This window comes from Methylosinus sp. R-45379 (assembly GCF_001644125.1).
Classification (GTDB): domain Bacteria; phylum Pseudomonadota; class Alphaproteobacteria; order Rhizobiales; family Beijerinckiaceae; genus Methylosinus.
Map to the genome: position 1 here is coordinate 84,435 of NZ_LUUM01000112.1, position 14,774 is coordinate 99,208.

Consider the following 14,774-nt stretch of genomic DNA (forward strand, 5'->3'; position numbering starts at 1 on the left):
GCCGGTCTTTCGAGGCCTGCGTGAAATCTCGTAATTTTCTACCTATACGTGAAGGATAGCAGAGCCTGCGCCTCGCCGCATCATCCATCGCCCCTCGCCTCGTCCCTCGCCTCGCTCTGGCCCTCAGCCTCGCGCTCGGCCCGCGGCGCCTGCACCAGCGACATGCGCACCAGCTCCGGCAGGCTGCCGGCCTGCATCTTGGCCATCACATTGGCGCGATGCACCTCCACCGTGCGCACGCTTATGCCGAGCTCATGGGCGATGATCTTATTGGGCTGGCCCCGCAGCAGAGCGGCCAGCACCTCGTTCTCGCGGCTCGTCAGCGTGGTGAGCCGGCGCTGAATCTCCTGCGCCTGCAAATCACGCGCACGCTTGCCGCTGTCATAGGCGAGCGCCTGGCGCACGGCGGAGAGGAGCGATTCATCGGTGAAGGGCTTTTCCAGAAGATCGAGCGCGCCTTCCTTCATCGCCTGCACGGCGAGCGGCACATCGGCATGGGCGGAGATCACCACCACCGGCAGCGACAGCCCCATGTTCTTCACCTTCAGCAGCAGCTCTATGCCGGTCATCTCCGGCATGCGCACGTCGGTGACGATGCAGCCTGTGGCGGCGCGATCGACTCCGGCGAGAAAATCGACGGCCGATCCATGCGTCGTCACCTCATGGCCTTCGGTCCGCAACAGCAAGCGCAGCGCGTCGCGGACGGCGGCGTCGTCGTCGATGACATGCACGGTCGGCTCGCTCACTCTTCCTCCTCCATCGCGGCCAGCGGCAGCGTGAAGCTGAATGTCGCGCCGCCGTCGCTATTGGGACCGGCCCAGATTTTTCCGTAATGCGCCTCGACGATGGAGCGCGCGATGGTGAGGCCGACTCCGAGCCCGTTCGGCTTGGTCGTCGCGAAGGGCTCGAAGAGGCTCGCGCGCGCTTCCGCGGAGAGCCCCGCGCCCGTGTCGGCCACATCCACCCGCACCATCGATCGGCCGCAGAGCGCGGTCGAGATCGTCATCCGACGCGTGCGCGAAGCGCTCATCGCGTCGCGCGCATTGCGCATGAGATTGACCAGCACCTGCTTGATCTGCACGCGATCGGCGAGAATGCGATCGTCGGCGGCGTCGAGGCGAAAGACGACATTTATGCCCGACTGCTTGGCTTCGACGATGACGAGCTCTTGCGCCTCGTCGAGGATGTCGTGCAAATTCTGCAATGTCTTGTCCGGCTCGCCGCGCGAGATGAACTCGCGCAGATGCGCGATGATCTGGCCGGCGCGCACGATCTGCGTCGCGGCGTTGTCGAGCGCGTCCTCCACATTGGCGGGGCGCTGCTCGACCGGCATTTGCAGCAGGCGGCGCGCCGCCTTCAGATAGATGGCCGTGGCAGAGAGCGGCTGATTGAGCTCATGCGCGAGGCCGGCCGCGAGCTCGCCCACCGCGTCCAGCCGCTCGGCGTGCAGCTTCTGCATGCGCGCCTCGATCTTGCTCCGCTCGGTGAGGTCGCGGATGAAGGCGATATAGAGCCGGCGGCCATGATAGGAGGCTTCGCTGACCGCGAGATCGACGGGAAAGAGCCCGCCGTCCTTGCGACGACCCTGCGTCTCCACGACATTGCCGAGCGACTCCCGCTCTTCCATGAAGCAGGCGCCGGCGCCGGCCTTGCGGCCGCCGAAGAGGCGCACCGGCACCAGAGTCTCGACATGCGCGCCGATCGCCTCCGCCTTCGCATAGCCGAACATGCGCACGGCGGCGCAGTTGAGCGATTGGATCGCGCCTTTCTCATCGACGGTGAGGATGGCGTCATGCGCCCCCTCCACCGTGGCGTAGAGGCGCGCCTCCTTGTCCACCAGCGCCTGCTCTATGCGCTTGCGCTCGGTGACGTCCTGCAGATAGCCGTGCCACAGAGTCGCGCCATCGGGCTCGCGCGTCGGCTTCGATTGCGCATCCACCCATATCCAGCCCTTGCGCGGATGATTATAGCGATAGCTCTCGCGCCATACGCTCATCGAGCGCGCCGATTCGGCGATGCTGGCGAGCACGCGCGGCAGATCGTCGGCATGGACGCGCGCGAACTTGCCGTCGACGCCCTGCCGCAATGTCTCGGCGTCCATGCCGTAAATGTCTTCCACATTGGGCGAGGTATAAGGCATCGAGGCCCTGCCGTCGGGGCCGAGCCGATAAGAGGCGATGAGGCCCGGCACGGAGGCGGCGATGCCGGCGAGCTGATCGGCGAGCCGCGCCTTCTCGCGCAATTCGGACTCGATCGCCTTTTTCTCGGTGATGTCGCTGACGACGCCGATGAGCCGCACGGCGCGGCCGTTCTCCACCAAGGCCTGGGCGCGACATGCGATCCAGCGCAGAGCGCCGTCGCTCTTTCTGTGGATGCGGAACTCTGCCTGATAGCGCCCCTCGCCGTGCGGATCGACCGCCGAGCGCATCGATTGGCGCACCGACGCGACATCATCCTCATGCACGATGGCGAAGACCACCTCCGGCGAGAGCGGCTGATCGGCGGGAAAGCCATAGATCTCGCGATATTTCTGATCGGCCTCGGTGACGTCCGCTGCGATGTCGTATTCCCAGCTGCCGATCGCGCCGGCGGCGAGCGCGAGACGCAGGCGCTCATTGCTGCGCCGCAGAGAATCCTCGATCTCGCGGCGGTCGGTCACATCGATGGCGGCGCCGATCGCGCGCGTCGCGACGACGCCGCGCGCGGTGCGGCGGAACTCGAATTGTCCGGCGAGGGCGATCCAGCGCAAGGCGCCGTCCATGCGCCTGATGCGCATCTCATGGCTCCACTCGCCATTCTTGGCGCCCGCGCAGGCCTCGAGAAACTTGCGCTCGAAATCGCTCTTGTCGGCCTCCAGCAGCATGGCCCCCGCCTCGGCGAAGCAGAGCGTCTGATCCGGCGCCAATCCCAGAATCTCATGCATGGTGACGGAGAAGCGGCTCGTCCCGGTGACGAGATCGACGTCGAAAGTGCCGACGCCGCCAGCGGCCACGGCGAGCCGCGACCATTTCTCGCGCTCGCGCAACGCCTCATTGGCGGCGAAGGAGCGCTCCATCCATTTCGTCTGGGTGAGATCTGTGACGATGGCGAGGCGCGGCCGCGCATCCTCGGCCGGCGCGCCCAGCTCGACGCTCGCCGACAGCAGCGAGCCGTCGGCGCGGCGAATCTCGAACTCGCGGCTCGCCGCCTCCGGCGCCGCGAAGAAAGCGGCGAAGCGCTCGGCCTGATCCGGCGCGATATGATCGAGCATGTTGTCGCCGATGAGCTGCGCCGCCGGGCGGCCGATCATCTCGCGAAACTGGCGATTGCAATGCAGGATCACGCCCTCGGGCGAAAGCTCGATCGAGCCTTCGCGCATCTGCTCAAGCAGACGACGGCAGAAATGCTCGGCGCCCTCGCTCGACGATGGGGACGCAGCCGGCGCCGTTCGCGCTCCGAGACGCTCGCGGCTCTGCCCGGCCTCGAGAAGAAGCCGCCGCAGATCCTCGATATCCTGAAGCTGATCGCCCAGTTCGTCCACCGACTTCCTCTCCCCCTTCCGAGACGCGAGCGTCGTTGGACGCCCGAACCGGGAAGGTGTTCGCGCGACACCGCAGCCGCGGACCGCGCTTTTTGCGGACGTCGCGTTCGAGCCGTCGGCGACGCGCTTTAGAGGCGAGAGTTCGCGCCTCGCTTAGGGATTCGGTGGCTTGTAAGGCAGGCGCGGCCGACAGGCTTCCTGTGGAAACTACTTAGCGCGCTCTTTGCTCTATTATGCCGGAAGCGCGAAAAAATATGCGCCAGATCAATCATCTGGCGCATATTGTGAAAGAAGCGACCTATATTTCGTTCGCATTCGAACGATCAGAACTCTTCCCAGCTCTCATCCGCGGACGGAGCCGAGGCGCCGCGACCGCCGGCCGAAGCGACGCGCCGCCTCGCCGGCGCCGCCTCGACGCGCCGCTCGCTCGCGCGCGGAACGGCCGCCGGACGCGCGCTCTCGCCGCGCTCGATGCGGAAAACGGAGATGAGGCTCGAGAGCTCTTCCGCCTCATGGCTGAGGCTGTGGCTCGCCGCCGTCGTCTCCTCGACCATTGTGGCGTTCTGCTGCGTCATGCTGTCGAGCTGGCCGACCGCGCGATTGACCTCGGTGAGGCCGGTCGCCTGCTCGCGCGAGCCTGCGGCGATGTCCGTCACCACGCGGCTCACCTCGCCGACCTGCGAGACGATGCGCTCCAGCGCCGCGCCGGTCTCCGTCACCAGCACCACGCCATTCTCGACCTGCGAGGTCGAGGCGGCGATCAGCGCCTTGATCTCCTTGGCCGCCTCCGCCGAGCGCTGCGCCAGCGCGCGCACTTCCGAGGCGACGACGGCGAAGCCGCGTCCCGCCTCGCCGGCGCGCGCCGCCTCGACGCCGGCGTTGAGCGCCAGAAGATTGGTCTGGAAGGCGATCTCGTCGATGACGCCGATGATCTTGCCGATATCGCGCGTCGAATTCTCGATGCGCCGCATCGCCTCCACGGCGTCGCGCACGATGGCGCCGCCCTTCTCGGCGTCGGAGCGCGTCACCTCGAAGACCTCGCTCGCATGGCGCGTGCTGTCGGCGGTCTTGTTCACCGTCGCGGTGATCTCCTCGAGCGCGGCGGCCGTCTCCTCGAGATTGGCGGCCTGCGCCTCGGTGCGGCGCGCGAGATTGTCGGAGGCTTTGGCGATCTCGACGCTCGATGAACGGATGGCGCTCGCAGAATCGCCCACATCGGCGAAGGCCGTGGCGAGCTTGGCGGCCGCATTGTTGAAGTCTTCCTTGATCTTGTCGAAGCCGCCATCGAGCTTGTCGACGACGCGCCGCTGCAGATCGCCGCGGGCGAGCTCCTCGAGCGCATGGGCCATCACGTCGATCGCATGGCGCTGATGCGCCTCGGCCTCCGCGCGCTGCGCCTCGGCGGTGCGGCGCTCTTCGCGCAGCACGTCGAGATAGACCGACACGGAGAGATTCATGTCGAGGAACACCGCCTTGACAAGCGCTGCGACGCCGCGGGAGGTGCGATCGACGCGCGTCTTGCCGGCGAGCATGGAGCCCGAGAGATTGTCCTCGACAATGGCTTGGATCAGACGCTCGGTGATGAGGGCATAGGCGGAAATATAGAAGCTCGGCTCCAAGCCGATGCGGGCGTGCGCCTGGCCGACGGCCGTCACCATGCGCACATATTCCGCGCCGAACTCGGCCTCGGTGATCTGCGCCCAATGGCGCATCTGCGCGGATTTCGCCGCCGCCATATGGCGCTCGTCGGAGAAGAAGCCGCGCAGCTTCACGTCGCCGCGAACCTTCTCGTAAAAAGCGTCGAGAGCCGGGCCGAGGGCCTTCGAGATGACAGGCTTGACTTGGCGCAAGGCGCCGCGGGCCGCCTCGTTCATCTCCATGAACGCCAAACTGTCGTCCAGAGACGAGCTGCTCTTCGAAGACTCGGCCATCTTTTGCTCCCGCAATTCGTTAACCATCGGGCGCGCTGCCTCCGCGAATCAAATTCGCGCATTCCCGTGATGATGGATTAAGCGATATGGGAAGTTTCGGCATTACTAACACGTCACAATTCGTCATTGCATCGCACAGTCCTGCGGCGCTGAAACATTATCACATCAGTAAAATATTGGACGTCAGTTCGAGACAAGCTCGCCTCGCTAGTCGAAATCTTCGTCCCTCTGCGTCGAGGCTAGCTCGTTGAAATCGAAACAGCAGAAACGACATGTGGCCGCCGCGCCGCAGCCCGCCGATGCGAGCGAATTGCTCGCCGATCTCATGGCGAGCCTGCGAGCGGACGATCTCGCGACCGCATTGCGTAAAATCGACGCATCCCGCGCGCTCGTCGACCGACATGCGTTCGCGAGCTATCTCGCCGGCCTCGTCCGCGTCTCGCTCGGACAGGACGAAGCGGCGATCGATCATTTCGGCAAAGCGATCGCCATCGATCCCGATCATGCGCAAGCGCTCTACGGCCGCGCGGTGGCGTTGCAAAAATCCGGACGGCCGGAGGCGGCCGTAACCGACCACGCGCGATCGCTGCGGCTCGATCCCGGCAATGTCGAGGGATGGCTGAATTACGGCGTCGCTCTGCAAATGGCCGGACGCAGCGCCGAGGCCGTCGAGGCCTATGGGCAATTGCTGGCGCGCGCGCCCGACCATGCGCAGGGCTTCGCCAATCGCGGCCTCTCGCTGCATGCGATCGGCGAGGATGCGCGCGCGATCGAAGATTACGATCGCGCCGTCGCGCTTCTCCCCGCCGATCCCGTGCCGCTGCGCAACAAGGCCGTCTCGCTCGCGCGTCTCGCGCGGCATGAGGAAGCGCTCGATTGCTTCGCGCGCGCCTTCGCGCTCGATCCCTCCTGTCTCGACGCCGCCGATGGCGCGCTCGCGGCGCTCGTCGCCCTGCGCCTCTACGAGGACGCCGCCTCTTTCTGCGACACTGTGCTGAGCCTTTCGCCCGGCCATGTTCCGGCACTGCTGACCAAGGCCAATGCGCTGCACGAAACCAAGCGCTACGCCGCCGCGCTCGCAATATTCGACGAAGCGCTCGCGCGCGCGCCGCAGGACCCGAAGCTGCTGACCAATCGCGGCATGTGCCTGTTCGAGCTCGGCAGGCTCGAGGAGGCGCAGTCTTGCGCGCTCGCCGCCATCGCCGCCGATCCGACCTTCGCGCTCGCCTGGCGCTGTCGCGGCATGGTCGAGATGCGCCGCTCCGATCTCGACGACGCCCTCGCCTCCTTCGACGAGGCGCTGCGCCTCGCCGATGATGAGCCGGACGTGCATTGCGGCCGCGGCATCGTGCTGAAGGAGCTCGGCCGCTTCGACGAGGCGCGCGCGCAATTCGACCATGCGCTCGCGATCGATCCGCGCCATGCGGAGACGAAAGCCAATAAGGGCACTCTGCTGCTGCTGCGCGGCGAGTTCGAGCAAGGCCTAGAGCTGTTCGAGCATCGCTGGGTGCTGGACGATCGCCCCAAGACCGAGGTCGCCTATCGTTGGCCGGAATGGCGCGGCGAGCCGCTGGCCGGCAAGTCGCTCCTCATTCTCGACGAGGCGGGCCTCGGCGACGCGCTGCAATTCATCCGCTATGCGCCTTTGCTGGCGAAGGCGGGCGCCAAGGTCACCTATCATTGCCGCCCCGCGCTGCTGCGCCTGATGCGCGGCCTCGGCGAGAATGTCGAGATCATCGCCGCTCCGGCGCAGGATGCGGCCTATGATTATTGCGTCACTCTGTGCAGCCTGCCGCGCGCCTTCGGCACGCGCGCGGAGACGATACCGGGCGAATCCTATCTTCATGCGGAGCCGGAACGCGCCGCTTTGTGGCGCGAGCGTCTCGCCGGCGAAGGGCTGAAGGTCGGAATCGCCTGGCAGGGCAGCGCGCATTCGCGCTCCGACCATGCGCGCGCCGCGCCGCTCGCGGCCTTCGCGCCGCTCGGCGCCATTGCGGGCGTGCGGCTCTATAGCCTGCAGAAGAATTTCGGCGCCGATCAATTGCGCGGCGCACCCATGCGCGTCATGTCCTTCGGCGCGGATTTCGACGCCGGCGCGGATGCTTTCGTCGATACGGCGGCGGTCATCGAAAATCTCGATCTCGTCGTGACGATCGACACATCCATCGCCCATCTCGCCGGGGCGCTCGGCAAGCCGGTGTGGATCGCGATCAAGCATGCGCCGGAATGGCGCTGGCAATTGGAGCGCGAGGACAGTCCCTGGTATCACAGCGCGCGCCTGTTCCGTCAGGAGAAGCGCGGCGATTGGAGCGACGTCTTCGCGCGCATGGCGCGTGAGCTGGAAGCGCTCGCGGCGCCGCATGCGCGGCCGGCCGAGGCGGACGCCATTCTCATTCCCGGCTCGGTGGGCGATCTCATCGACCGCATCACGATTCTCGAGATAAAGGCGCGCAAGATCGCCGACGCCGAAAAGCTCGCCAATGTGGCGCGCGAGCTGGCCTTGCTGAAGGGACTGCGCGACGAGCGCGGCTTCGTCGGCGGCGCGCTGGACGCGCTGGCGCGCGAGCTGGAGGAGACCAATCTCGCGCTGTGGAATATCGAGGACGATATTCGCAATTGCGAGAAGCGGGGCGATTTCGGCGATGAGTTCATCGCGCTGGCGCGCAGCGTCTATCAGCGCAACGACCATCGCGCGGCGCTGAAGAAGTGCATCAACCTCGCCTGCGGCTCATTGATCGTGGAAGAGAAATCCTACGACGAGACGCCGCGCGCCTCGTGAGCTTTCGCTGACCGTGGCTCGCACGGCCTTCGCCGCCTTCCTTCTCCCCGCATGCGGGGAGAAGGTGAGGATGAGGGGCTCGGGGCGTTAGCCGCCGACGGAAAACGTCATCAGCGGCGCGCTCAAATTCCGCTCGATTTCGACGAGAACTCGAAACCTTCGATCAGCATGGGCGGGGCCGAGATCGCCGCGCCGCCCATCTCGGTCTTCACGCGCTCGCTCGCGCCGATCGCCGCTATGCGGGAGAAGGCCCCGTGGAGATTCTCGTTGAAGCGCATGTTGCGCACGGGCGCGACAATCTCGCCATTCTCGATGAGGAAATTGCCGTCGCGCGTCAGCCCGGTGAGCAGCAGCCCGCGCGGCTCGACCATATTCGTGTACCAGAAGCGCGTCACCAATATGCCGCGCCGCACGCCGCGGATCATCTCCTCGAGGGGAGTCGTCCCGCCGGCGACGGTGAAATTATGCGCCGCGGGAATGGCCTCGGCGCCGGTCTTTTGCGCCCAATAGCGCGGGCGCGCGAGCGTCTTCAGCACGCCCTTGTCCACCCACAGCCGCGCCTCTTGCGCGAGACCTTCCTCGCCGAAGGGCGCCTCTGGCGCGATCGCGTCGCGCGGATCGGAGCGCATCGAGAAATCGGCGCTGAACAGAGCGTCGCCGAGCTTGGTTCCTCCGCCGGCGCGCGAGAAGAAGCTGCGGCCCTCGTCGGCCGGGCGCGCGCGCAGCATCCACATCAGCCATTGCGCGAGCTCGCCCACCGCCGTCGGCTCCAGTATCACCGTATAGCGTCCGGGCTCGAGATCGAGCGGCTCCTCGTCGCGCGCGGCCTTCAGCGCGGCGCGGCGGCCGATGTCGGCGGGATCGAGCTGCGCGACCGAAAAATGGCGGGCGCCGGCCCAGCCGGACCAGCCGTCGCTCTTATGGCGCGCCGTGGTCGAGAGATCGACGAAGCTCTCGCGATCATAGGCGAAGAGGCTGGCGCTCGAGGCCAGCGCCGAAAAGCGGCGGCCGGCCGCCGCGCAGCCGAACATATTCACGCCCCGCGCCGTCCCCTCGGCGACGACGCGCGCGGTCGCCTCGGCGAGAAAGCGAAGATCGAGCGCTCCGGTCGCCTCGTCATAGCGGGCGCTCTCGGGATAGGCCTGCGCGCCGAGCGGCGGCAGAAATTCTGGGTCCGTCGGCAGGAGACGCGCGATCTCCTCCGAGCGCGCCATGGCGCGGGCGAGCTCCTCCCATTCGAGCCCGCCGACCGAGACCGAGCCGATCCGCCCGCCGACATGCGATTCGATGCGCGTCTTCACGCGCGCCGATGCGACATTGGTGGTGACGCCGCCGCCGGCGAAGCGCAGGCTCTGCGCCTCCTCGCCCTCCATATGGATCACGCAGGACTCCGCCGCGGACAGGGACCGCAGACGATCGGCGAGGGCGAGGGCGTCGTCTCGCGTCAGGAACATGGCCGGCCTTTCTTCATTCGACTGCTCCGGCGGCGGCCGGCAGTCGCATGATAAAGTGGTTGTCCGCCGTTCGAAAGCGTCTGGCGCGGCCGCGACTGTGGCCGCCGCGCAACAGCGGCTCGGATATTCGGCCACGGCGGCGCCCGATCATTGACCCGGGAATTCCAGCGGACCTATTTTTGCGCCCGATGAGGACATTCTCCTCCATGCGCCTCCCGGCGCGCCGGCTCCTCGCCTGCGCAACGGTGATTCTCGCCCTATTGCAGGCCGTCGCCCTCTTCGGCTCGATAGCGCGCGCGCATGGGGCCATCGGCTTCTCCCCCGCTCTCTCGGCCGGCGCGCTCTGCGCCGCCGCCCGCGACAGCGACGGAGCGCCCCTCGCCCATCACACCGGCGAGCATCATTGCGTCCTGTGCTCGGATCGGGGCGCCGAGCCGCCCGCCCTCGCGCCCATCGCCGCGCCGCTGTCGCTGCGGCCGGACGGCGTGGCCAGCATAGGCGCGCGGGCGCTGTCGCCACGCGCGCCGCCGCTCGGCTGGGCGAGCTCCTGGTCCTCGCGCGCGCCGCCATCGGCCTGAAAATTCGAATGCCGCCGCCCCTCGGGCGAGCGGCCGGTCTCGACTTTTCGGATCAATCGCGTTCGCGCGCCAGCCAGGGCGTTTCCATTGTCTCGATCGATCTCGTCGCGCGGCGATCGGCCTGCGGACGCCAAACCCTGGCGGTTCCGCGAGCTGTTCCTCGCCCATAAGCGCGATCTCTTCGGCTTTCTCGTGCGCAAGGTCGGCGCCGTCGATGCGCCGGATCTGCTGCAGGAGACGTTCCTGCGCATGGTCCGCCATGATCGGCCCGAGACCATCGAGGACCCGCCGGCCTTTCTGAAACAGATCGCGGTCAATCTCGCCCGCGATTTCGCCCGCCGCCGCAAGACCGAGGAGAGCCGTCTCCAATTCGGCGACTATGTGATCGACCCGCCGGCGCCGGAAACGCCGATCGAGGAGCGGCTCGACTATGAGCGGCGCTCGGCGCTGCTGAAGACGGCCATAGAGACATTGCCGCCGCGCTGCCGCGAGGCCTTCGAGCTGCATATCTATAATGACGTCCCGCTCGCCGAGGTGGCGCGGCGGATGGACATATCCGACCGCATGGCGCGCAAGCATGTGAGCCTCGCGCTGCGCGCCTGCCGCGCCGCGCTGCGGAGCGAGGCCGAGTGATTTTTTCCCGCTTCGAGGTTCCGCCTCGCGCCGGGGCCGCGTCATCTATACTGTCGCGCGCGGCGCCTCGAGGACGGATGGAGAGATGACCGGGGAACAGGCGAGAGAACCCGCGCCGGACGAAGCCGGGGACGCCGCGATCGAATGGTTCGTGCGCATGCGCGAGGGGAAGCTCTCGGCCGAGGAGACGGCCGCCTTCGAGGCCTGGCGCGCCGAGCCGACGCATGCCGCCGCCTTCGACGACGTGCTGCATATGTACGGCCACCTCGCCGGCTTGAGCCCCGCCCGCCGCATGCGGCCGGCGCCGCGCGCCGCGCGCGGGATGCGGGCGGCGGCCCTCGCCTTCGCCGCGGCGGCGGCGGTCGCGGTCTTCGCCTCTTATGATGAACTCGTCCTGCGGCTCGAGGCCGACCACTTCACCGGCGTCGGCGAGAAGCGGCTGGTGACGCTGGACGACGGCTCGCATGCGCTGCTCGACTCGCGCTCCGCCATCGCTTTGCGCTATTCGGCGGGCGAGCGGCGGCTCCGGCTGCTCTCGGGTGAGGCCTGGTTCGAAGTCGCGCCGGACGCCTCGCGCCCCTTTGTCGTCGAGGCGGGCGACGGCCGCGTCACCGCGCTCGGCACCGCCTTCGACGTCGCGCTGGAAAAAAGCGGCGCGCGCGTCACTGTGACGGAGCACCGCGTCGGCGTCGCCAGCGGCGGCAAGACCACGATCGTCGAAGAGGGCCAGCAGACCGCCTTCGAGCGCGACGCGCCGGCGCGCGCGCCCGAGACGATCGATATCGACATTGCGACCGCCTGGCGGCGCGGCAAGCTCATCGTCAATCGGCAGCCGCTCGGCGATGTGCTCGCCGCGCTCGGCCGCTATCATCGCGGCTATATTTATTGCGTCGATCGCGCGATCTGCGCGCGGCGCATCTCCGGCGTCTTCGGCGCGCAGGAGGACGCGCTGCAATCCTTGGCGGAGATAGAGGCCTCGCTCGGCCTGCGCGCCATCCATGTCACCAGCTATCTGATCCTTCTGTATTGAATTCGAACGCTTCATCGGCGCGCGAATTTTTTCGAGCGAGGGAGGTTCCGCTTTTTCCGCCTGCTGCGTCCTGTTCCCGAGAGCCCGAACTCTATGGCGGGCATTGCGACGGCGGGACGAAATGGCCATGGCGAGGAAGAAGTCGGTAGGCGAGGGCGTGAATATGAGTTCGACGGCGATCGCCTTGGCGCTGAGCGCGATGACGCTCGGGGCCGAGGCTCCGGTGACGAGCGCGCAGGCCTCTATCTCGCCGCAGGAGCGCGACGGGGCGCTGCGCGACTATCGCATTCCGGCCGGCGCCATGGAGACGGCGCTCAACGCTTTCGCCGACCGCAGCGGCCTGCATATCGTCTTCGACGTCGGCCTCACAGAGGCGATGCGAACGCGCGGCGTCGTCGGCGCCTATTCGGTGCGCGAAGGGCTCGACCGGCTGCTCTCGGGAACCGGCCTCTCCTATCGCCTGTCGGAGAATGGACGCTCCGTCTCCATCATTCTCGCGCAGGCGGCGCGCGGAACCATGACCGACGCCAGTGGAGCCGAGCTGCCGCCCATCGACATAGGCGCGGAGCAAAAGCGCGCGAGCGGCGTCTCCACCGCGCCGGGCTTCGACGCCGAACGCGCCGAGCTGCCGATCTACCGCGATCCGCCTGGGCAGACGGTGACGACCGTCGATCACAAATTCCTCGAAACGACGCCGATGCAGACTGTGCAGGACATGCTGCAATACAGTCCCGGCGTCTCCATCTCGCAAGGCACGATGCCGCGCGAGCTGCTGCCGTCGATCCGCGGCTCCGGCAATCGGCTCGGCATGACCTACCCCTTCTCCGTCCGCAATATCATGCTCTATGAGGACGGCTTTCCGATCGTCACCGCGGACGGCAATGGCCGCACCGACATGTTGGACCCGCATTCCTTCTCGGGCGTCGACGTCTATCGCGGCCCCTCCTCGGCGATGTTCGGCAATTACGCCTATGGCGGCGCGATCAATTTCCGCAGCCTGACCGGCAAGGAGATCGACGGCGTCGAGACCGGCTCGGAATTCGGCAGCTTCGGCTATTTCAACAATTATCTGCGCGCCGGAAAAAAGATCACGGATCGCGACCTCGGCGATTTCGACATTGCGATCTTCGGCTCCGACACGCGCGGCGACGGCTATCTCGCGCGCGGCGCGCATGAGTTCGACCAGGGCAAGGTGCTAGCGACATGGACGCCGGTTCCGACGGATCGGCTGACGTTCAAATTTCTCGCCAGCAGCTCCTTCGCGGAATTCATGAACCGCAGCTCGCTGACGCAATTCTACAAAAATCCCTATGGCAAGAATGTCGATTGCCGCATAGCGACGCCCGCCAATCTGCCCCTCTGCAACAATCTCAATGTGCCGGCGAACGGCTCCTTCACCAGCGCCGCCTCGGGGCTCTCCAATCAGAGCGTCTGGCAGCTCGGCACGCATTGGCATGTGATACGCGACATCGTCGGCTTACGCTATGAGCATGATTTCGACAACGCCACCACATGGCGCACGCAATTCACCTATGATTATCTCGATTACATCAACAGCACCTGGCCGCCGCCGAAGGTCGGCCCGGCGGCGCTCGGCGGCCTCGGCGGACCAGTCGCGATCCGCGGCCCGTCCTATGGCCTCAGCGCCTCGACCGACATCACCAATCATGGCGCGATCTTCGGCCTGCCGGCGACGCATTTTCTCGGCTTCTTCTACGACGGTCTCAAAAGCGTCAATCCGCTGTATTCGCAGGTTCCCAATGTGTGGAATTATGGCGCGACCGGCGGCGCGGTCGGCAATATCGAATCCAATCATTCCAATATCGGCCTTCGCGCGCGCGAGGAGATCGCGCTGACGCCTCAGCTCACAGCGGCGATCGGCTTCAGCTCCAATTGGAACAGAATCTCCGGCGTCTATAGCGTCTATAATTACGCGAGCAATGGAACCATGACGCGCCCGACGCAGGTCGGCGTCGACAATGAGTATTGGAATACGGCGCCGGAGGCTTCGCTCACCTATCGCTACAGCCCCGAATGGCAAATCCGCGCGCGCTATGCGACCGGCTATGGAACGCCGAATTTCATGTATCTCACCAATACGCCGACGGGCGCAGGCAACAACACCTCGCTGAAGGCGCAGACCAATATGGGCGTCGATCTCGGCGTCGATTGGACTCCGGCGAAAAATCTGACGGCGAGCGTCACGCTCTATCACGAATGGTTCCGCAACGAGATACTCACTCAATCGAATGGTCTCGTCAGCTATCAGCTCAACGCGCCCTCCTCGATCCATCGCGGCGTCGAGGCGAGCGTCGATTGGCGGCCTTTCGATGGCTGGCGATTCATCGCGGCCTATGCCTATAATGACCAGTATTTCACCAATTTCTGGGACAATCTCTCATCGACCGTCTCTTATAATCGCGCCGGAAATCGCATCCCCAATGTGCCGACGCATACGCTGACGAGCCGCGTCGGCTATGACATTGCGGACGGCGATCTCAAAGGGCTCGGCGCTTTCGTCGAATATGTGTTCAAGAGCTCTTACACGATCGACAACGCCAATCTGACGTCGATCCCGGGCTATGGACTCGTCAATCTCAATGTGCATTACAGCCGCGCCATCGCGGACAGCTATGTGAAGAACATAGAGGTCTATTTCGATGTGAAGAATCTCTTCGACCGCACCTATGTGGCCGGCGCCAATGTGCTGACCAACACGCTGATGACGGGAACCGCCGTGCAGACGCCGGCGATATTGCTCGCCAATTCGACCGGCGCATCGATCATCGCCGGCTCGCCGCGGGCTTTCATCGGAGGGGTGAAGTTCAAATTCTAAGTGTCGGTCCGAA

At 66.2% G+C, this 14,774-nt stretch carries 9 protein-coding genes; 5 read left to right on the forward strand and 4 right to left on the reverse strand.

The features are described from left to right. Positions 1-80: 80 nt before the first annotated feature. The 3 genes from fixJ to A1351_RS05560 all read right to left on the reverse strand — a co-directional run bounded on the left by fixJ (position 81) and on the right by A1351_RS05560 (position 5,451). A complete protein-coding gene (fixJ, locus tag A1351_RS05550) occupies positions 81-746 on the reverse strand; it encodes a response regulator FixJ (protein ID WP_024880809.1) in 666 nt (221 codons plus the stop codon). Further along, entirely contained in the window at positions 743-3,520 is a 2,778-nt protein-coding gene (locus tag A1351_RS05555; protein WP_245275799.1) for a PAS domain S-box protein, read from the reverse strand. The genes fixJ and A1351_RS05555 overlap by 4 nt, the downstream gene beginning before the upstream one ends. A gap of 323 nt (positions 3,521-3,843) precedes the next feature. Then, positions 3,844-5,451, reverse strand: a complete 1,608-nt coding sequence (locus A1351_RS05560) for a globin-coupled sensor protein (RefSeq protein WP_024880811.1) — start codon at positions 5,449-5,451, stop codon at positions 3,844-3,846. Positions 5,452-5,698: 247 nt separating this feature from the next. On the opposite strand from A1351_RS05560, the gene A1351_RS05565 reads away from it, so the two are divergent. Further along, positions 5,699-8,230, forward strand: a complete 2,532-nt coding sequence (locus tag A1351_RS05565; RefSeq protein WP_024880812.1) for a DUF6165 family protein — start codon at positions 5,699-5,701, stop codon at positions 8,228-8,230. Between the two features lie 122 nt (positions 8,231-8,352). Here A1351_RS05565 and A1351_RS05570 read toward each other — a convergent pair whose 3' ends face one another. Then, positions 8,353-9,684, reverse strand: coding sequence for a TldD/PmbA family protein (locus tag A1351_RS05570; protein WP_064032461.1), 1,332 nt, complete (start codon positions 9,682-9,684; stop codon positions 8,353-8,355). Positions 9,685-9,890: 206 nt separating this feature from the next. Here A1351_RS05570 and A1351_RS05575 point away from each other — a divergent pair, with 206 nt between their 5' ends. From A1351_RS05575 to A1351_RS05590, 4 genes are all read left to right on the forward strand, one after another. Then, entirely contained in the window at positions 9,891-10,262 is a 372-nt protein-coding gene (locus A1351_RS05575) for a hypothetical protein (RefSeq protein ID WP_157096126.1), read from the forward strand. Between the two features lie 87 nt (positions 10,263-10,349). Further along, positions 10,350-10,895: an RNA polymerase sigma factor gene (locus A1351_RS05580; RefSeq protein WP_064032463.1), complete on the forward strand. Its 546-nt coding sequence runs from the start codon at positions 10,350-10,352 to the stop codon at positions 10,893-10,895. A gap of 85 nt (positions 10,896-10,980) precedes the next feature. Further along, entirely contained in the window at positions 10,981-11,925 is a 945-nt protein-coding gene (locus tag A1351_RS05585; RefSeq protein WP_064032464.1) for a FecR domain-containing protein, read from the forward strand. 127 nt (positions 11,926-12,052) lie between these two features. Further along, positions 12,053-14,761, forward strand: coding sequence for a TonB-dependent receptor (locus tag A1351_RS05590; RefSeq protein ID WP_245291581.1), 2,709 nt, complete (start codon positions 12,053-12,055; stop codon positions 14,759-14,761). Positions 14,762-14,774 lie beyond the last annotated feature (13 nt).

Excerpts from the sequence above, each read along its gene's own strand:
- A1351_RS05570 (WP_064032461.1), bottom strand. The coding sequence starts at position 9,684 with ATGTTCCTGACGCGAGACGACGCCCTCGCCCTCGCCGATCGTCTGCGG.
- A1351_RS05575 (WP_157096126.1), top strand. The coding sequence starts at position 9,891 with ATGCGCCTCCCGGCGCGCCGGCTCCTCGCCTGCGCAACGGTGATTCTC.
- A1351_RS05560 (WP_024880811.1), bottom strand. The coding sequence starts at position 5,451 with ATGGCCGAGTCTTCGAAGAGCAGCTCGTCTCTGGACGACAGTTTGGCG.
- A1351_RS05590 (WP_245291581.1), top strand. The coding sequence starts at position 12,053 with ATGGCGAGGAAGAAGTCGGTAGGCGAGGGCGTGAATATGAGTTCGACG.
- A1351_RS05585 (WP_064032464.1), top strand. The coding sequence starts at position 10,981 with ATGACCGGGGAACAGGCGAGAGAACCCGCGCCGGACGAAGCCGGGGAC.